The organism is Streptosporangium sp. NPDC002607, assembly GCF_053592655.1.
Genome location: NZ_JBSFWD010000015.1, coordinates 130213 through 147111 on the forward strand (window position 1 = coordinate 130213; position 16899 = coordinate 147111).

Annotated in this window: 19 protein-coding genes; 13 read left to right on the top strand and 6 right to left on the bottom strand. The window is 69.0% G+C overall.

What is annotated here, in order from left to right; genetic code table 11:
• Positions 1 to 291: 291 nt before the first annotated feature.
• Complete coding sequence (locus tag ACWD3H_RS19230; RefSeq protein ID WP_451955908.1) at positions 292 to 1164, top strand: L,D-transpeptidase family protein; 873 nt, start codon at positions 292 to 294, stop codon at positions 1162 to 1164.
• Positions 1165 to 1215: 51 nt separating this feature from the next.
• On the opposite strand, the gene pip is transcribed toward ACWD3H_RS19230, so the two are convergent.
• The gene (pip, locus tag ACWD3H_RS19235) at positions 1216 to 2202 is read right to left on the bottom strand and encodes a prolyl aminopeptidase (RefSeq protein WP_451955948.1); all 987 of its coding nucleotides are present in this window, start codon (positions 2200 to 2202) and stop codon (positions 1216 to 1218) included.
• Between the two features lie 7 nt (positions 2203 to 2209).
• On the opposite strand from pip, the gene ACWD3H_RS19240 reads away from it, so the two are divergent.
• The gene (locus tag ACWD3H_RS19240) at positions 2210 to 2674 is read left to right on the top strand and encodes a MarR family winged helix-turn-helix transcriptional regulator (RefSeq protein ID WP_451955909.1); all 465 of its coding nucleotides are present in this window, start codon (positions 2210 to 2212) and stop codon (positions 2672 to 2674) included.
• A gap of 12 nt (positions 2675 to 2686) precedes the next feature.
• Here ACWD3H_RS19240 and ACWD3H_RS19245 read toward each other — a convergent pair whose 3' ends face one another.
• Positions 2687 to 3565, bottom strand: coding sequence for an SCO6745 family protein (locus ACWD3H_RS19245; protein ID WP_451955949.1), 879 nt, complete (start codon positions 3563 to 3565; stop codon positions 2687 to 2689).
• Positions 3566 to 3673: 108 nt separating this feature from the next.
• Here ACWD3H_RS19245 and ACWD3H_RS19250 point away from each other — a divergent pair, with 108 nt between their 5' ends.
• From ACWD3H_RS19250 to ACWD3H_RS19260, 3 genes are all read left to right on the top strand, one after another.
• The gene (locus tag ACWD3H_RS19250; protein ID WP_451955910.1) at positions 3674 to 4252 is read left to right on the top strand and encodes a CGNR zinc finger domain-containing protein; all 579 of its coding nucleotides are present in this window, start codon (positions 3674 to 3676) and stop codon (positions 4250 to 4252) included.
• A gap of 144 nt (positions 4253 to 4396) precedes the next feature.
• Entirely contained in the window at positions 4397 to 4729 is a 333-nt protein-coding gene (locus tag ACWD3H_RS19255; protein ID WP_451955911.1) for a YnfA family protein, read from the top strand.
• 79 nt (positions 4730 to 4808) lie between these two features.
• Positions 4809 to 5057, top strand: a complete 249-nt coding sequence (locus ACWD3H_RS19260) for a cell division protein SepF (protein WP_451955912.1) — start codon at positions 4809 to 4811, stop codon at positions 5055 to 5057.
• Between the two features lie 79 nt (positions 5058 to 5136).
• On the opposite strand, the gene ACWD3H_RS19265 is transcribed toward ACWD3H_RS19260, so the two are convergent.
• Positions 5137 to 5457, bottom strand: coding sequence for a hypothetical protein (locus tag ACWD3H_RS19265; RefSeq protein ID WP_451955913.1), 321 nt, complete (start codon positions 5455 to 5457; stop codon positions 5137 to 5139).
• A 156-nt stretch (positions 5458 to 5613) separates the two neighbouring features.
• Between ACWD3H_RS19265 and ACWD3H_RS19270 the strand changes: the two genes are divergently transcribed.
• The 3 genes from ACWD3H_RS19270 (at position 5614) to ACWD3H_RS19280 (ending at position 8263) form a co-directional block, all read left to right on the top strand.
• Positions 5614 to 6102, top strand: coding sequence for a MarR family winged helix-turn-helix transcriptional regulator (locus tag ACWD3H_RS19270; protein WP_355561583.1), 489 nt, complete (start codon positions 5614 to 5616; stop codon positions 6100 to 6102).
• A gap of 74 nt (positions 6103 to 6176) precedes the next feature.
• A complete protein-coding gene (locus ACWD3H_RS19275; protein WP_451955914.1) occupies positions 6177 to 7652 on the top strand; it encodes an MFS transporter in 1476 nt (491 codons plus the stop codon).
• Positions 7653 to 7810: 158 nt separating this feature from the next.
• On the top strand, positions 7811 to 8263 hold the full coding sequence (locus tag ACWD3H_RS19280) for an SSI family serine proteinase inhibitor (RefSeq protein WP_451955915.1): 453 nt from the start codon (positions 7811 to 7813) through the stop codon (positions 8261 to 8263).
• 19 nt (positions 8264 to 8282) lie between these two features.
• On the opposite strand, the gene ACWD3H_RS19285 is transcribed toward ACWD3H_RS19280, so the two are convergent.
• Positions 8283 to 9134 (bottom strand): DUF72 domain-containing protein, encoded by an 852-nt coding sequence (locus tag ACWD3H_RS19285; RefSeq protein ID WP_451955916.1) that lies wholly within the window; start codon positions 9132 to 9134, stop codon positions 8283 to 8285.
• Between the two features lie 287 nt (positions 9135 to 9421).
• Positions 9422 to 12109, bottom strand: a complete 2688-nt coding sequence (locus tag ACWD3H_RS19290; protein ID WP_451955917.1) for an AAA family ATPase — start codon at positions 12107 to 12109, stop codon at positions 9422 to 9424.
• A 98-nt stretch (positions 12110 to 12207) separates the two neighbouring features.
• On the opposite strand from ACWD3H_RS19290, the gene ACWD3H_RS19295 reads away from it, so the two are divergent.
• The 5 genes from ACWD3H_RS19295 (at position 12208) to ACWD3H_RS19315 (ending at position 16117) form a co-directional block, all read left to right on the top strand.
• On the top strand, positions 12208 to 12615 hold the full coding sequence (locus ACWD3H_RS19295; protein WP_451955918.1) for a hypothetical protein: 408 nt from the start codon (positions 12208 to 12210) through the stop codon (positions 12613 to 12615).
• Between the two features lie 128 nt (positions 12616 to 12743).
• On the top strand, positions 12744 to 13565 hold the full coding sequence (locus tag ACWD3H_RS19300; protein ID WP_451955919.1) for a class I SAM-dependent methyltransferase: 822 nt from the start codon (positions 12744 to 12746) through the stop codon (positions 13563 to 13565).
• A 138-nt stretch (positions 13566 to 13703) separates the two neighbouring features.
• Positions 13704 to 14045 carry a YciI family protein gene (locus tag ACWD3H_RS19305; protein WP_350913895.1) on the top strand — a complete coding sequence of 114 codons (342 nt, stop codon included), beginning with the start codon at positions 13704 to 13706 and terminating at the stop codon, positions 14043 to 14045.
• Between the two features lie 33 nt (positions 14046 to 14078).
• Positions 14079 to 15284 carry an RNA polymerase sigma factor gene (locus tag ACWD3H_RS19310; RefSeq protein ID WP_451955920.1) on the top strand — a complete coding sequence of 402 codons (1206 nt, stop codon included), beginning with the start codon at positions 14079 to 14081 and terminating at the stop codon, positions 15282 to 15284.
• A gap of 167 nt (positions 15285 to 15451) precedes the next feature.
• Positions 15452 to 16117 carry an AIM24 family protein gene (locus tag ACWD3H_RS19315; RefSeq protein ID WP_355561613.1) on the top strand — a complete coding sequence of 222 codons (666 nt, stop codon included), beginning with the start codon at positions 15452 to 15454 and terminating at the stop codon, positions 16115 to 16117.
• 82 nt (positions 16118 to 16199) lie between these two features.
• On the opposite strand, the gene ACWD3H_RS19320 is transcribed toward ACWD3H_RS19315, so the two are convergent.
• On the bottom strand, positions 16200 to 16556 hold the full coding sequence (locus ACWD3H_RS19320; RefSeq protein ID WP_451955921.1) for a VOC family protein: 357 nt from the start codon (positions 16554 to 16556) through the stop codon (positions 16200 to 16202).
• Positions 16557 to 16899: the final 343 nt, after the last annotated feature.

The following is a 16899-nucleotide window of genomic DNA, read 5'->3' on the forward strand; positions in this document are numbered from 1 at the left end:
GCGGTTCAGGTTCCGCGCTTCTCGTACGCCCCAGGGCGCACCCGTACGCGAGGGCGAGAGCCGAGCAGCGCGAACAGTGCGTGGCAGTGCACCGTTCACGCTCAACGGCTCCGAAAATATCGTATATATGTCTCTAAAATAATAATATAACATCGCCTGAAAACACATATCTGTTTTCTCGGGAAAATCCCTCCACATTAACCGTCAGGTCGCACGTAGCGGTATAACTCTTACTTTCTGGCAAGCGGCACTACAGGGTTAATCCCTCCTGCCAGCGGATAGGCGTCACATATGCGAAGCACCGTCCACCGCTCCCTGATCGCAGGCGCCATCTTCGCCCTGGCCACAACCCTCCCCATCGGCGTCGCGCACGCCGCGATCGACCCCTCCCCGGATTTCCAGCAGGCCCCCCTTCCCGACCAATTCACGATCCTCAAAATGGGCAGCAGGGGAATCGAGGTGCATAATGTGAAGAAAAGGCTTAGAGATCTGGGCTTCACCCCGGGAAATCTCAGCTCCACGTATGATTCCGCGCTGCGCATGACCGTATGGGCCTTCCAGAAGGCCAACGGGTTGAGGCCCGTCGACAGGATCGACCTGCCGACCTGGCAGGCCCTCCTGCACCCCAGGCGCATCAGGCCCCTGGTGGGGTACGGAGGGCCCGGGCGGGCCGAGATCGATCTGCGACGCCAGCTCCTCACGGTGTGGAAGGAAGGGAAACCCGTGCTGGTGACCCATATCTCGACCGGTGCCCGCAGGTCGTACTGCGAGAAGGGCCACTGCGGGTTCGCCGACACCCCGGTCGGCGACTACCGGGTCGGAGTGCGGCTCCCCGGCTGGTCCACCGGGATCCTGGGATCGATGTTCTACTCCGTCTACTTCAACGGCGGCATCGCCATCCACGGCTCCACCCTCGTTCCCCGCTTCCCCGCCTCCCACGGGTGCGTCCGGGTCCCGCTGCACAACGCCGTCCCCCTCTACCGGCTCCTCCAGCCGGGTGATCCGGTGTACGTCCGCCGTCCCGAGGTCCGCGTCGAACACCGCCCGGAGGCTCACCCGGAACGACCCCGGCGGATCCCCAGGGCTCGGCACCCCGAGGCCCCCCGTATTCCGCGCGGACACGCCACGTCCGCACGCCCCGCGCACGGCTCGCGGGGAAGGTGAGACCTCGGCCCGGCGACCGTCCCGTACCGGCGGTGCCGGCCTTTCGCGTACTCAGATGGCGAAGGCGTCGAGGGCTGAGAGGATCTCCGTCCTGAACGTGTCGCTGCCGGTGTGCCCGGCGTCGTCGACCACGACCAGCCGGGCGTCGGGCCAGGCCTGAGCGAGTTGCCATGGCGTGTCGAGCGGTCCGCCCAGGTCCAGGCGGCCGTGGACGAGTACGCCGGGGATCCCGGCCAGCCGTCCGGCCTCGCGCAGCAGGACACCCTCCTCCAGCCAGGCGGCGTTGGAGAAGTAGTGCGCGCAGATCCGTACGAAGGCCAGCATGGCGGCGGAGGGCCGGTCGCTGTAGGCGTTCGGCGTGCCGTTGGGCTCCAGGGAGATCACCGCGTCCTCCCAGGCGGTCCAGTCGTGCGCCGCCCTGGCCCGCACCTCGGGATCGGGGTCGGCCATGAGCCGTGCGTAGGCCGCGAGCAGATCACCGTCGCGGTCGGCCTCGGGGACTCCCCGCCTGAACCGCTCCCACTCCTCGGGAAAGAACCGCCCGACCCCCCGGTAGAGCCAGTCGATCTCGGAGCGGCGCGTCATCGTGACGCTGGCGACGACCATCTCCGACACCCGCTCGGGGTGGGTCTCGGCGTAGGCGAGCATCAGCGTGGAGCCCCACGACCCGCCGTACAGCAGCCACCGGTCGATGCCGAGGTGCTCGCGCAGGCGCTCCATGTCGGCGACCAGATGATGGGTGGTGTTGGTGCTCAGGTCGGTCGCGGGGTCGCCGGCGTGCGGCAGACTGCGGCCGCAGTTGCGCTGGTCGAACAGGACGATCCGGTACCGCGAGGGGTCGAAGAGGCGACGGTGGCCGGACCCGCACCCCGACCCGGGGCCGCCGTGGACGACGACCGCGGGCTTGCCAGCGGGGTTGCCGCAGACCTCCCAGTAGACGAGGTTGCCGTCACCGGTGTCGAGCAGGCCGTGCTCGTGGGGCTCGATAGGGGGGTACAAGGCGAGTTCCTCTCCGGAGATATAACAGCACTGGTACATTAGTGGCATGTCAACTCCCGAGCTACTCGGTACGCGGCTGCGCCATCTCCTCGACCAGCTGGACGCGGGGGTCGCCGCCGTCTACACCGACCTCGGCCTGGACGGCTTCCGCCCGCGCTACACACCGATCCTGCGAACACTGGCGGCCACCGGGCCCAGCTCCATCCGCGACCTGGGCAGAGCGATCGGTGTCACGCATTCGGCGGCCAGCCAGACGGTCGCACAGCTGGCCAAGGAGGATCTGGTCACACTCAACCCCGGCGCCGACGCGCGCCAGCGGATCGTCAGGCTGACCGCCAGGGCCGAGTCACTGATCCCCCTCCTCGACAAGGAGTGGGCGGCGACCAGCGCGGCGGCGGCCGAACTGGAGGCGGAGCTGTCCTACCCGCTGAGCAGGCTCGTCGACGAGGCGCTGGAGTCGCTGAGCAGGCGGCCGATGCGGGACAGGATCGCCGGGGCGGTCGATCTGTAGACCGGGCCGTCCCTATTCCGGCGCCCGCACGCTGCCGATGCCCAGGGTGCTGACCATCGGCAGCATCCCCGACTCGAACACCGCGCCCAGCAGAGGCTGGTTGAGCAGGGCCAGCCGTTGGGCCGACTCGGTCCCGAGCGCGCGCCACGGCCCGGCGGCCAGTTCGTCGGTGATCCGCTCGACCTGGTCACGGAGCGCCTGGCCCGCCGGGGTGGCGACCCCCTCCGCGTCGACCAGACCACGGGTGGCCAGCCGGTCGCGGGCGGCCGCCCATTCCTCGTCGCTCCAGCCGCGGCCCGCGAAGTTGCTCACCGGTGCGGCCCCGATCGCGGCGAACGAGACCAGCGCCTCGCACCCGTCCAGTTCCGCGGTCGCCAGGGCTGCCAGGTGCCCGTCGCCCCTGTGCTCGCGCAGCACGGTGTAGGCCTGCCAGAGCGCCAGGTGCGGCTCCTCGGGCCAGGGCAGATCGAGGTTGGCGGCGGCCAGGGGCCGGTGGACGACCTCGGCGCTCTCGGCGGCCCTGACGGCCAGCTCGGCCGCCTCGGCCAGCTCGGGCGTGGCGACCTTGTCACCGAGGAGGGTGCGCAAGGTGCGGTCCACCGCCCGCAACCGGGCCTGGAGCACCGCCTCGGGCCGCGCCGTGGCCCAGATGCCCGGCACGTGCTCGGCGACGGCCGCCGGGCTGAAGCTGTAGTAGGTGCCGGTGACCAGCTTCGGCCCGGCGGCACCGAGCGGCGCCGTACGCCAGGCGAAGTAGCTCGGCCAGCGCGACTCGATGTCGTAGCCGAGCCGCGCCGCCTCGTCGAAAGCCTCGGGGGAGAAATAGAGCGACGCGTGCACCGGCTCGATCTGGTGCCACATCTGCCGTGCCAGCTTGGAGAACTCCGACATCATAAGCCCCGTTCATCACTATCTATGTAGAATATGACAGTGACAGTAGATCCTTGGCGCATCACTCGTCAACCTCAAATAGACAGTTACGTCGGTAGCAGGATCGAGTTGGCCGCTCTTCTGGTCAACCGCCTCACCGCCACCTCGGCGCACGGCCGCGAGGTCACGCCACCGGCCTCGAGCGCCGAGCGACTGGCCGCGATCAACGAGGAGGGCGTCGTGACCGACCGGGCTCCGCGTGCCCTCACCGTCGCGGAGGCGGATCGGCTGGCCGGGATCGCCGCCCGGCTACGGCCGGCGTTCGGCGCGGGCGAGACCATCACCGAGGTCGCGGCCGCACTCAACGATCTGCTGGTACGGCACGCCGCCGTCCCCAGCCTGCGCGTCGATCCGGGTCAGCCCCACCGGCTGGCCTTCCACCGGCCCGACGCGCCCCTCGTGGACGCCTGGGCGGCCGACATGGGCACGGCGCTGGCCATGGTCATCGGCGTCGGCCAGGCCACCCGGCTCGGCGCCTGCCAGGCCGACGGGTGCGACCTGGTCTTCTTCGACACCACCCGCAACGGCTCGCGCAGATTCTGCGACCTGTCCTGCCAGAACCGCGCCAAGGCCAGCGCCTACCGCGCCAGACGGCACGCCGCCCGCCACCCCGCGCAGGAAGCGACGTCCGGCACGGACCCCGGATAGATCCTGTACCCCGAGGCCGCTCGCGGCGGAGCACGGGCGACGGCCGAGCCCGCCGAGGTGGAGCAGCGGATCGCCGACCTTCGGATGATCCGCGGGACACTGATCCAGGCGGTGGCCGCCGGACGATCCCCTAAAGTCACAGCCGTGACCGTCGCCCGCTCCCTCCTGCTGTTCGTGGTCGCCGCACTCGCCGAGATCGGCGGGGCCTGGCTGGTCTGGCAGGGTGTCAGAGAACAGCGCGGGCTGCTCTGGGTCGGGGCCGGACTCGTCGCCCTGGGCCTGTACGGACTGGTGGCCACCTTCCAGCCCGATGCCAACTTCGGCCGCATCCTCGCCGCCTACGGAGGCGTGTTCGTCGCGGGCTCGCTGGCCTGGGGCATGGTGGTGGACAGGTTCCAGCCCGACCACTGGGACATCATCGGGGCCGCTGTCTGCCTGCTCGGCGTGCTGGTCATCATGTACGCCCCGCGTGGATGACCGGAATCTTCGCCGCGACGCGTGACCACCGATTCGGAAGAGGACTTGACGGTCACCGTGGGCGGTGGAGACTGATGCGGTGATTAAAACACTGTGTCCCCGGGACTACAACGAGGCCCTCCACGTGGGGCATTTCTTTCGTACCGGTACCCCCGTGGTGATGGACCTCACCAAGCTGCCGGACAGCGAGGCCAAGCAGTTCGTGGATTTCGCCGCCGGCCTGGTGTTCGGCAGGGGCGGGAATATGGACCGCCTGTCTCCCAAGGTGTTCCTGCTGACGCCTCGCGGAATGGCCGAGCGGCCATCAGCCGCTCACGAGGCGCGGTAGGCAGCCGACCCGGCGGCGTGCTCCCCGCGAGTTCCCGCGACCGACCACCGTCGATCGCTCCCGGGCAGACCGGCGGTCATCACCCGGAGGCATCGGCCAGAGCGATCGCTCGCAGCAGCCCGCAGAGATGCGCGAGATCATGCCACAGGATCACGGGTCCGTCCGGTGCACGAGCGAGCAGAGCGTGAATCTCGTCGAGGTCGTCACTTACCTGACCGACCCCTATCTCCGCGGCCGGGTCATTCGACATGTCGAAAGCCGCCGCAAGAGGCAGGTCCCAGTAGTGGTCCACCGCGAGTGACTCCAACTCAACGTGTTCGCCGTATTGCCTCTCCACCGCGTCGAGCAGTAGAGCACATGCCCGACGGAGATCGGCAAGGCCAAGAAGCATGTCGCTCATGTGAGTCATCGTCGCAGGAAATGCACTAATTATCGTGCGGATATTCTCTCACTGACTATCGAAAGCGAACTTTTCCGTCAGGCACAGCGATCGCCTGGCGACCGTCAACAACCTTTGCAGATAATCCAGAACAGAACTAATCGCTATGCTGGGGACATGACCGCCATGGCACCCGCCCGCACCGAGCCCGATCTGTCGTTCCTGCTGGACCATGCCGGTCACGTGCTGAGAACCCGGATGGCGGCGGCGCTCGCCGAGATCGGGCTGACGGCGCGGATGCACTGCGTGCTGGTGCACGCCCTGGAGGAGGAGCGCACCCAGATCCAGCTCGCCGAGATCGGCGACATGGACAAGACCACGATGGTGGTCACGGTGGACGCCCTGGAGAAGGCGGGGCTCGCCGAGCGCCGCCCGTCCAGCACGGACCGGCGGGCCCGGATCATCTCGGTCACCGAGAAGGGCGCCGAGGTCGCACGGCAGAGCCAGGAGATCGTCGACGGGGTGCACCGGGCCGCACTGGGATCGCTGCCCACCGACGAGCGCGAGGTGCTGGTACGGGCCATGAATCGCCTGGTGACCGGCCATCTGGCCGTCCCGGTCGAGGCGCCACAGGCGGTCCGGCGGGCACGACAGCGGGCAAAGTAGTTCTGCAAGGGATCGTCTATAACAAAACTATCTGCTACGGTCACTCCTGTTCCCTTCCGGACAGGAGATGACCCATGCCGCAAACCCTGCCTTCGCCCCAACCAGCCCGATCACGCTGGTCGGCACTCGCCGTGCTGTCCGCCGCGGCGCTGATGACGATCCTGGACGGCAGCATCGTGACCGTGGCGATGCCGGCCATCCAGCGAGATCTGGGCTTCTCACCCGCCGAGCTCAGCTGGACCGTCAACGCGTACCTCATCGCCTTCGGCGGGCTGCTCCTGCTGGCCGGCCGGCTGGGCGACCTCATCGGCCGTAAGACCATGTTCCTGGCGGGCAACGCGGTCTTCACCGTCGCGTCGCTGCTGGCCGGAGTGGCCGCCGGGCCCGGCATGCTGATCGCCGCCCGCTTCCTGCAGGGCGTCGGCAGCGCCATGGCCTCCGCGGTCGTGCTGGGCATCCTGGTGACGCTGTTCACCGAGGCCGGGGAGCGCGCGAAGGCGATCGGCGTCTTCAGCTTCACCGGTGCCGCCGGAGCCTCGATCGGCCAGGTTCTGGGCGGAGTTCTCACCGACGCGCTCAGCTGGCACTGGATCTTCTTCATCAACCTGCCCATCGGACTGGCCACGATCGCGCTGGCGATCAGGGCACTGCCTGGCGAGCGGGGGGCGGGACTCGCCGCCGGGGCCGACGTCCTCGGCGCCGTGCTGGTCACCGGCGGGCTGATGCTGGGCATCTACACCGTGGTCAAGATCGAGCAGTACGGCTGGCTCGCGACGCACACTCTCGGATTCGGCGCGGTATCGCTCGCCCTGCTGGCCGCGTTCCTCATCCGTCAGGCGACCGCGAGGACCCCGCTCATGCCGCTGCGGGTCTTCCGCTCGCGCAACGTCTCCGGCGCCAACCTGGCCCAGATGCTGGCGTTGTCCGCCATGTTCGCCTTCCAGATCCTCGTCGCGCTCTACATGCAGAAGGTCCTCGGCTACGGCGCGCTCGACACCGGCCTGGCGATGCTCCCCGCGGCGGTGGCCATCGGCGGCGTGTCCCTGTTCGTCTCCGCCCGGCTCAACACCCGCTTCGGCGAGCGCGCCGTCCTGCTGGCGGGCCTGGCGCTCCTGTTCGGCGCGATGGGCTGGCTCACCCGCGTCCCGGTCGACGCGAACTACGTCACCGACCTGCTCCCGGTGATGCTGCTCATCGCGGGTGGCGGGTTGGTGCTCCCCGCGCTGGCCACGCTCGGCATGTCCGGTGCCGGGGCCGACGACGCGGGCCTGGCGTCCGGGCTGTTCAACACCACCCAGCAGGTCGGCATGGCCACCGGCGTCGCGGTACTGTCCACGCTGGCCGCCTCGCGTACCGAGGAACTGCTGGCTGCCGGCGAGAGCCAGGCGGCCGCGCTGACCGGCGGCTACCAGCTGGCCTTCGGCACCGCCGCCGCTCTGCTCGTGGCCGCCTTCATCGTCGCGCTCATCGTGCTGCGGCAGCCCAGGCCGGACACCGCCCCCCAGGACGAGCCCTCCGCCGCACCGACGGTCCGGTCCGGGATCGCCTGATCACCACCGCGGCCGGTTCGGCCCCGGTTCCGGATGTGCCACCCGGCTTTACCCTCGCGGAATCTTGACCCGCGCCTGGAGGGTCGGTACTTGGTCTCCTCGTCACCGCTGGTCACGCTGGGAGCGTCGAACACCACGTGAGCTGGGAGATGGTCTGGATGAAGCGGCTTACGAAGTGGATGGTCCTCGGTTCGGCGTTCCTCGGCGCGATGGCCACGCTCAGTGCGTCACCCGCCGGCGCTGATTCACTCGGTGACCCCAGGCCGGGTGCGTCCAGTGTGTCGGGAGACGAGTTGTCAGCCCGGGCACTGGTGCTGACGCTCACTCAGGGGTTGACCGTCCTGCCGTCGACTCGGGCGGTGGTGTTGCAGTGTTCACCGGTCGGCGGAGGGACGCACCCGAAAACACGGGAGGCGTGCACGGCTCTGGAGCCCGCGAGTGGCGACGTGCGTAAGTTCAAGCCCGCGGCGGGGCTGGTCTGCCCGCTGATCTATGAGCCGGTGACGGTGTCGGCGGTCGGTGTGTGGAAGAGCCGGTTCACCATGTCGTCTCAGACCTTCGGGAACAGCTGCCAGATGCACAATGCGCTCGGAGCCGTGGGCAGCTTCTGAGCACACTGAACCTGCGCGGTCAGAAGAGGGTCAGCGGCTCGGTCGGCATGGGCTCGGGCAGCGGCTCGACCTCGGGCAGCCGGGCCCGTACGTCGTCGTGAAAACGACGGGCGAGCATCGGCGCATCGGCGTTGTCGGGGGTATGGATGAACACGGTCGGCGAGCGGCCCTCGCGTAGCCATTCGGTGACCGTGTCGATCCACTGCCGCCAGCCCTCGATCGTGCGCTCCGTGGCGTCCCTGCCGAGGTAGCGCACGATCGGACGGTCGGTGAGCGCGACCGACCGGCGCGGCACACGCGGTTTCTTCGTCCACGCGTCTCGTTCGGCGTCACTGGTCGGAGGGCTCTGGAAGAGGGTGACGGTGTCGAAGGGAACCCACTCGGCACCAACGCCGGCGAGAACCCTTTCGAGAAGCCGTTCGGATCGCTCGTCGTCGAAGAACGCGCGGTGGCGGACCTCGACGGCGTATCTGTACGAGCGGGGAAGCCTGCGCAGAAAACCCGCCAGGGTGCCGAGGTCGGTCGGAGCAAATGATCCCGGCAGTTGGATCCAGAGGGCGTGAGCGCGAGGCCCGAGTGGCTCGATCGCCTCCAGGAACGATCGAAGTTCCTCCTCGACGCCGGTAAGGCGACCCTCGTGCGTGATCGACTTGGGCAGCTTGACCACCAGGCGGAAGTCCGGGCCGGTCTGCCGCGCCCACGACTCCACCGTGCTTCGCGCCGGTGTCGCGTAGAACGTCGTGTTGCCCTCCACCGCGTTGCACCAGGTCGCGTAGGCCCGCAGGCGCTCCCCGACCGGGAGCGGATGAGGCAGAAAACGCCCCTGCCATGACTTGAGAGTCCACATCGCGCATCCCACATGAAGCCGCATGCCCTCGACGCTATCCAAGGCCGGTAGGAGAAAGAACCAGCAGCAGGACTGGGAGGACTCCCCACCCAGCTGGCCACAGCACCCCACCTACGGATAGGTGATCCACCGCGCGGACCCGAAATGCTCGGCCTTGATGATCCCGCCGAGACCGAACCGCACCGCCACGTCCGGCGTCCTCGCCCGCCTCGGCGATGAGATCGACGAGGCGGGCGAGGAACCCTGATCATCGGAGCTGGACAGGCCGGGCCGTCACCGCACATGGTTCGACCGCACATCCGGGTGGACGATCAGTCGGGCCCCCGTGAGGACCGGGCGACGGCTGCCAGCTGGGACCGGGAGGTGATACCCAGCTTGGGGAACGCCTTGTAGAGGTGATAGCCGACGGTCCGCGGGCTGAGGAAAAGCTGGGCGGCGATGTCGCGGTTGGAGGCGCCGTTGGCCGCCAGCCGTACGATCTGGCGCTCCCTGGGGGTGAGCACGCTGAGCGGGTCGTCGGCCTTGCGCGGCGCCGCCGGAACGTCTCCGGTCGCGCGCAGCTCCGCCCGGGCGCGCTCGGCCCACGGCTCCGCGCCGAGCCGGTCGAAGATCTCCAGTGCGCCGCGCAGTTGCGACCGGGCATCCGCTCGCCGCCGTGCCCGTCGTAGCCACTCGCCGTAGGCGAGTCGCGTCCTCGCCTGCTCGTACGGCTGACCGGCTGCCTCATGGCAGCGCACGGCATACGCGAAGTGCGCCTCGTCCCCCTCGACGAGGGCACGGCAGCGCAGCGCGATCGCGTCGGGTGACGGCTGACGGACGTGCCGCGCCCAGGCCAGATATCGGGCGAGTGGCTCCTTCGCCCGCTCCGGCCGACCGGCACGAACGGCCGCCTCGACCTGGTCGGCGGCGGAGAGGACGGCGATGCCCGTCAGCGAGATGGCCTCCAACTGCCGGAGGGCGGCGTCCGGGCGGCCCAGGCCGAGTTCGAGCAGGCCGAGTGCCCAGCGTCCGATGGCCGCGGCAAGGGCCTGTCCTTGGCCGTCGGCCCTCGCGATGCCCTCCTCGGCGGTCGCTCGGCACCTCTCCACATCCCCTTGGTGGGCGAGCACCCATCCGAGAGAGCACATGAGGTGACTGACCCGGTGCTCATGGCCCAGGTCCACCGCCAGTCGCAGCCCTGCGTCCAGGGCCGCCCTGGCCTCGCCGTACCGGCAGAGCCACCCCTGCGCGAGGCCATGATCCTGGAACGCGAAGGCGAGCCAGCCGATCATTCCGCTCCTCTGGCACTCCACCACGATCTGGCCGGTGATCTCCTCGTAGTGGACGGCACGGCCCAGCGGAAGGCACAGAGAGGCGGTGAAGGTCAGCCCGGGCACCCCCAGTCCGGCGAGCGCGTGTCCGTCGACCGCCTCGCCCATGAGCCTGATCCCCTCTTCGATGTCACCGCTCAGCAGGCAGGTCAGCCCGAGCGCCCCGCTGACCAGTGGCGAGCCGGTCTCGGGAAGCGCGCGGAGGCTCGCGGCCGCCTCCTCGGCCAGCCGCGCGTCACCGGCGAACCAGGCGCAGCGGACGGTCTCCACCAGTAGCCAGGTGGCCCACTCCGAGGAGCGAGCCGCCACCCGGGGAACGCCGTCCAGGATGATCCGGCCCGCTGCGAGCGGTGTGCCCAGCTCGAATTCGCGATGGGCACGCACCTGGATCAGCGCGGTGATCACGTCAGGGTCGGCCACATCGGACGTGACGCTGTCGGCGAGCGCGGCGGCGCGGCCCATCAGCCCGGCGTCACTCGCCGCCAGCGAGGCGGCGGCCAGCCGTCCGGATCGTCGTACCGGATCGGCGGTGAGCTCGGCGGCTCGCTCGTAGGCGGCCGCGCTCGCGGCGTAGCCGCTGCGGGTACGTGCCCGTTCCGCCGCTTCCCCCAGCTCCCGTGCGACTCCCTCGTCAGATCCGAGCACGGCGGCGGCCAGGTGCCACGCCCGCCGGTCGGCCGCGTCCACGGCGGCCGAGCCGGTGAGGGCGTCGGCGAGGGCCCGATGTACGGCAAGGCGCCGAGTGACCGGCGCGCTCTGGTAGGCGGCCGACCTGATCAGGGGATGACGGAAGCCGATGGTCGTCCCCCTTATCTCGATCAGGCGGCTCCGCTCGGCTGACTCAAGGCCCTGCAGGGAGGCGCCCGCGGCCGCCACCGTCTCAAGCTCGCCGGAGCCGTCCGCCGCCGCGATCAGCAACGCGGCCCGCGCCGGCTCGGGAAGCGCGGCTATCTGTTTTTGGAACGCCTCCCGGACTCGATCGGCGACGGGCATCGCACCCACCGGCGACAATCGCCCCGCCCGCTGTTCCGCGGTGAGCGCGGCAGGCAGTTCGACAAGCGCCAGGGGGTTGCCGTCCGATTCCTCGATGAGGCGTTCTCGCACCTGCGGTGGCAGATCGGCGGGGAGCAGGGCGGCGGCGGCCGCACCGTCCAACCCACCCAGCCGGAGCTCGGGCAGCCCCGCGGCGTGGAAACCCGCGCGGGCGGCGAAGATCATAACGACACCTTCGGCCTCAAGGCGGCGGGCGGCGAACACCAGCGCGTCGATGGACGCCCGGTCGAACCACTGCGCGTCGTCGATGAGGCAGAGCAGCGCGCCATCCCCCGCGAGTTCGGAGAGAAGACTCAGTGTGGCCAGCCCGACCAGGAACCGGTTTTCCGGCGCGATGTCGCCCAGGCCCAGGGCCCCGCTGAGTGCGGCGGCCTGCGCATCGGGCAGTGCGCGGATCCGGTCGAGCCCGGTGCGAAGGAGCAGATGAAGCGCGGCGAAGGGCAACTCGGCCTCGGATTCGATGCCGACACCGCGCAGCACTCGCATGCCTTCCGCTCGCGTGGCGGCATAGCGCAGCAGCGCCGACTTACCGATCCCCGCCTGACCCCGAATGACAAGGGCCCCGCTCTGGCCGGCCCTGGCCTCCGCCAGGAGCCGTTCGATGTCCGTTTGTTCACTGGATCGCCCGTACAGCACGGTCAGGAACCTACCGTCACGATGACTGATTCGGGGTGGCGCGGACCTGCGTAACTTCGTGATCACACGCACGTCAGCACCACGAAGGGATCCTCGAAATGGCTACCATCGCCGGCACCGTCAAGACCACCGACGCCAAGCTGCTCCGCTTCGCCCTCAGGCAGGACGCGGTGGGCACGGGCGCCAACGGAGTCGTCTACGTCGTCGTCGCGGCGATCTTCGGCGAGATGTTCGGCCTCCCCGCCGCCTTCCTCTACCCGATCGGCGCGTTCCTGGTCGCTTTCGCGGCCGGCCTGCTCGTCCTCGCCTCGCGGCCGACGGTGAGCAAGGCCGCCGTGGGCGTCGTGATGGCCGTCAACATCGCCTGGGTGGCCGCGAGCGCGGAACTGCTCATCGCCGGCTGGTTCCCGCTGACCGGCCTGGGCACCGCGCTGGTGATCGTACAGGCGGTAGTGGTCGCCGGCTTCGCCGGCCTGCAGTTCGCCGGCCTTCGCAAGGCCTCGTGAACCCGCCGCGATCCAACTGAAGCCGGCTTCGTGTCCCGGCTGAATGCTTGACAGGATCCGGGCACGCAGCGGCTCGCGTACGTTCGCGACCCGTAGGGTCACAAAATCATTGGACAATGCCTATACCCATGGCGATCGTTGGAGGCATGCAACAGGAGGAGCTCTGGGACGTCGACACCGCCCGGCGCTATGACACGCCGGGCACCGGCATGTTCGCGCCCAAGGTCCTGGGGCCGACCGTGGACCGCCTCTCCGAACTCGCAGGCGACGGACAGGCGCTCGAATTCGCCATCGGAACCGGCCGGGTGGCCGTCCCGCTCACCGAGCGAGGGGTGCCCGTCACCGGCATCGAGCTGTCATCTCCGATGATCGACCAGCTGCGCACTAAAGTGGACGAAGCGACGATCCCAGTAGTCGTCGGCGACATGGCGACTGCCGTCGCCCCGGGCGAATACACGCTCGTCTACCTCGTCTACAACACGATTTCGAACCTGCTCACCCAAGCCGAGCAGGTCGCGTGCTTCCGCAATGCCGCCCGCCACCTCATACCCGGCGGCCGCTTCGTGATCGAGCTCTGGGTGCCTGAGCTGCGCAAGCTCCCACCGGGTCAGCAGGCCACGGTGTGGCATTCCGAGCCCGGCTACATCGGCTTGGACACCTACGACGTTCTGCGCCAGCACGTCGTTTCGCACCACTTCAGGTTCGATGAGAGCAGGCAGGCTCAGCTGTTCCGCAGCCCGCACCGCTACATCTGGCCGGCCGAGCTCGACCTCATGGCTCAGTTGGCCGGGTTCGAGCTGGAGACCAGGCATGCGGACTGGGCCGGGGCCGACTTCACCGCCGAGTCGCGTTCCCACGTGTCCGTCTACCGCATCCCGCCGGAGCACCAGCCTCGTCCGAGTACGGAACAGAGAGAAAACGAGTCAGCCCAAAGCCGAAGCGTTCGTTGACTCTCTCCGACCCGAGCCTTCGATTGCGGCTGTTCCGACTGCCCGGCTGCGCAAAAAAACTTGATGTGAACCTGTAGTAGCGGGCCCTGCCTGTTCGTCATCCATGACCACCACCGATTCCGCGACAGGAGCAGCCCGATGAAGTACCTGATGCTGGTGTGCACCGACCCGAGCTACTCGCCCGGCCAGGACGACGGCGCCCCGGATGTGGAGGACTGGGTCAAGGAGATGGACGGCAAGGGGATCCGGCTGATGGGCAACCGCACCCGGCCGGCGAGCGACGCGACCACGGTTCGCGTCCGCAACGGTGAGGTGCTGCTGACCGACGGCCCGTACGCGGAGACCAAGGACCAGATAGCCGGCTTCGACATCCTCGAGTGCGCCGACCTCGACGAGGCCGTCGACGTCGCGTCCAGGCACCCGATGGCCTGGGCCGGGATGATCGAGCTGCGTCCGTTCTGGCCGGACGACGAGGACTAGCGGCCAAGACGGACGACGCCGGTGACAGGTCAGATGGAGGACCGGATCGCCGGGATCTACGCCGACGGGTGGAGCCGGATCGTGGCCACCATGATCCGGTTCACCGGCGGCGACTGGGACCTGGCCGAAGAGTGTACGCAGGACGCGTTCGCGAAGGCACTCCAAAGGTGGCCGGAATCAGGCGTACCGGACCAGCCGCTGGCATGGCTGACCACCACGGCACGCCACCGCGCGATCGACCGGATGCGTCGCGCGTCGACCGAGGCGGCGAAGCTACGGGAGGTGGCCGCGATGGACCTGGAGCCGTCGCCCTACCTGAGCGACAGCGAGATCCCCGACGAGCGCCTGGAGCTCATGTTCACCTGCTGCCATCCGTCGCTGAGCCTCGACGCCCAGGTGGCGTTGACCCTGCGGAGCCTGGCCGGCATGAGCACCGTCGAGATCGCGCGTGCGTTCCTGGTGCCGGAGCGCACCATGGGTCAGCGCCTCTTTCGAGCGAAACAGAAGGTCGCGCACGCGGGCATCCCGTTTCGGGTGCCGCCCGCGCACCTGTTACCAGACCGCCTTCCCGCCGTACTCCACGTGCTCTATCTGCTGTTCAACGAAGGATACGGAGACCCGCAGAAGGCCCGACTGTGCCGGGAAGCCATCCGTCTCGCGCGGGTGGTGACGGTGTTGATGCCCGACGAGCCCGAAGCTCATGGCATGCTCGCGCTGCTGTTGCTGCACGATGCCCGGCGGCCGGCGCGCGTGGACGCGGCCGGCGAGCTGGTCACCCTGGCCGAGCAGGACCGCTCGCTGTGGGATCAGGCGCAAATCGCGGAGGGTGCCACGATCTGCGAACAGGCACTACGCCGGCGCCGCGCCGGGCCGTTCCAGCTCCAGGCGGCCATCGCGGCGTGCCACGCGACCGCGCCGGTCGCGGCCCAGACGGACTGGCCACAGATCGTCGGGCTGTACACACAGCTCGCGCGCATCGCACCAAGCCCGATCGTGGATCTGAACCGTGCCGTAGCGATCGGCATGGCCAACGGTCCCGAGGCGGCGCTACCACTGGTCGACGCGATCACCGAGACCGGACAGCTCAACGACTACTACCTGTTGCACGCCACCCGCGCCGACCTGCTGCGACGCGCCGGCCGCACGCAGGAGGCGACCGACAGCTACCGCGCGGCGCTCGACCTCGCCCCCACCGACGCCGAGCGTCGTTTCCTGCGCAACCGGCTGCAGCTTCGCTGACGGCATGCTCGGCCCCCCGCATCGCCCGCCGGGGAATCGAGTCCGGTCAGAGGTCGGACCGCCACCGCCGGGTCGTCGAGCGTGGGAGTACGACCAGGCCACGGGAACCGGAGTGCCGTCCTCGTTCGTCACTACCCATGTCGACTACCCCCATCAAAGGGAGCCTCATGCGCAGCGCGCTCTTCGGGAACCTGGACTCCCAGCAGGTTCCCGCCAACTTCGCCCTGCAGAACCCCAAGATGCTTCGCGTCCGGCTACCGCACGAGGTGCTCGCCAGGCAGGGCTCGATGGTCGCCTTCCAGGGCCAGATGGAGTTCGACTACGAGGGATCGGGCGGGGTCGGGAAACTGTTCAAGAAGATGGTGACCGGCGAGGGCGCCCCGCTGATGCGGGTCAGGGGGCAGGGCCTGCTGTTCCTGGCCGACAACGCCGACGACATCCACCTGTTCTACCTGGAGAACGAAGCTCTCACCGTCAACGGCCGCAACCTGCTGGCCTTCGATCCCCAGCTCACCTGGGACATCCAGCGCGTGCAGGGCGCGGGGATCGCCGCGGGCGGCCTGTTCAACATGACGATCAAGGGCACCGGCTGGGTCGCGGTCACCGCGCACGGCACGCCGGTGCTCCTCGATACCTCCCAGATGCCGACCTTCGCCGACGGTCAGTCCGCGGTCTGCTGGAGTGCCGGCCTACACGTGGGCGTCAACCGAACCATGAAGGTCGGCGCGCTGATCGGTCGTGGCAGTGGCGAGGCCATGCAACTCGCCTTCCAGGGCCAGGGATTCGTCCTCGTCCAGGCGAGCGAGGGCCCGCCGGTGGTACAGGCACAGTAGGCCCGGCTTCATTTCTTGATGTTCGGGAGCGACCTCTCCCACCGTGGGCCCCTGAGCATCGTGGAGTATTCGGTACTCCCGGTCAGGCCGTGGTGATGCAGAACAGGTGGCCTTCGGGGTCGGCCAGGATGATCCATTGGTCTTCGCCGGGCTGGAAGCCGGGCTTGGTCGCGCCGAGTGCGAGCAGGTCCTCGGTCGCGGTTTCCAGATCGGCGACCTGGAAGTCGAGGTGGGCATGCTTGGCGGGGTCGGGCCAGCCCGGTCCCCGGTAGCCGGTGACCCGCTGGAAGGCGAGCTGGATCGGGCCGTCGCCCAGGTAGGCGTAGTCGTCGTCGTTGTGGGTGATCTCCCATCCGGTGAGGTGCCGGTAGAACTCGGCGAGTTCCTTCGGCGCGGCGCAGTCGATGATGATCGCGGTGAGCTTCGCGCTAACGGCCATGTCGATGACTCCTTGGTGTCGTCGGGTGCCCGTCCAGCATCCGCTCCCACGCGCCGAGAGGTCTTGAAGATCTTTGCGGATCGTTTCGTCGTACCCCCGGCGTAGTGTCTGCGGCGTGCTGTCAGCCGTGACCCTCGCCGCCCGGCCGGAGTTCACCGTGACCACGGTGGGCTGCCGTGCCGACCACACCCGATGGTCGGCGCCGGAGGCACGTGATGACCATCGCATGGTGCTCGTACGGCACGGCAGGTTCCGGCGGTGGGCCGATGGAAGCAGTGCCGATCTGGATCCGACGACCGCCTACCTGGGCGCCCCGGGTGAGGAGGAACGGTTCGCACACCCC

Excerpts from the sequence above, each read along its gene's own strand:
- ACWD3H_RS19240 (WP_451955909.1), top strand. The coding sequence starts at position 2,210 with ATGTCAACTCCCGAGCTACTCGGTACGCGGCTGCGCCATCTCCTCGAC.
- ACWD3H_RS19320 (WP_451955921.1), bottom strand. The coding sequence starts at position 16,556 with ATGGCCGTTAGCGCGAAGCTCACCGCGATCATCATCGACTGCGCCGCG.
- ACWD3H_RS19270 (WP_355561583.1), top strand. The coding sequence starts at position 5,614 with ATGACCGCCATGGCACCCGCCCGCACCGAGCCCGATCTGTCGTTCCTG.
- ACWD3H_RS19305 (WP_350913895.1), top strand. The coding sequence starts at position 13,704 with ATGAAGTACCTGATGCTGGTGTGCACCGACCCGAGCTACTCGCCCGGC.
- ACWD3H_RS19230 (WP_451955908.1), top strand. The coding sequence starts at position 292 with ATGCGAAGCACCGTCCACCGCTCCCTGATCGCAGGCGCCATCTTCGCC.
- ACWD3H_RS19245 (WP_451955949.1), bottom strand. The coding sequence starts at position 3,565 with ATGTCGGAGTTCTCCAAGCTGGCACGGCAGATGTGGCACCAGATCGAG.
- pip (WP_451955948.1), bottom strand. The coding sequence starts at position 2,202 with ATGTACCAGTGCTGTTATATCTCCGGAGAGGAACTCGCCTTGTACCCC.
- ACWD3H_RS19300 (WP_451955919.1), top strand. The coding sequence starts at position 12,744 with ATGGCGATCGTTGGAGGCATGCAACAGGAGGAGCTCTGGGACGTCGAC.
- ACWD3H_RS19275 (WP_451955914.1), top strand. The coding sequence starts at position 6,177 with ATGCCGCAAACCCTGCCTTCGCCCCAACCAGCCCGATCACGCTGGTCG.
- ACWD3H_RS19265 (WP_451955913.1), bottom strand. The coding sequence starts at position 5,457 with ATGAGCGACATGCTTCTTGGCCTTGCCGATCTCCGTCGGGCATGTGCT.
- ACWD3H_RS19310 (WP_451955920.1), top strand. The coding sequence starts at position 14,079 with ATGGAGGACCGGATCGCCGGGATCTACGCCGACGGGTGGAGCCGGATC.
- ACWD3H_RS19295 (WP_451955918.1), top strand. The coding sequence starts at position 12,208 with ATGGCTACCATCGCCGGCACCGTCAAGACCACCGACGCCAAGCTGCTC.
- ACWD3H_RS19285 (WP_451955916.1), bottom strand. The coding sequence starts at position 9,134 with ATGCGGCTTCATGTGGGATGCGCGATGTGGACTCTCAAGTCATGGCAG.
- ACWD3H_RS19280 (WP_451955915.1), top strand. The coding sequence starts at position 7,811 with ATGAAGCGGCTTACGAAGTGGATGGTCCTCGGTTCGGCGTTCCTCGGC.
- ACWD3H_RS19315 (WP_355561613.1), top strand. The coding sequence starts at position 15,452 with ATGCGCAGCGCGCTCTTCGGGAACCTGGACTCCCAGCAGGTTCCCGCC.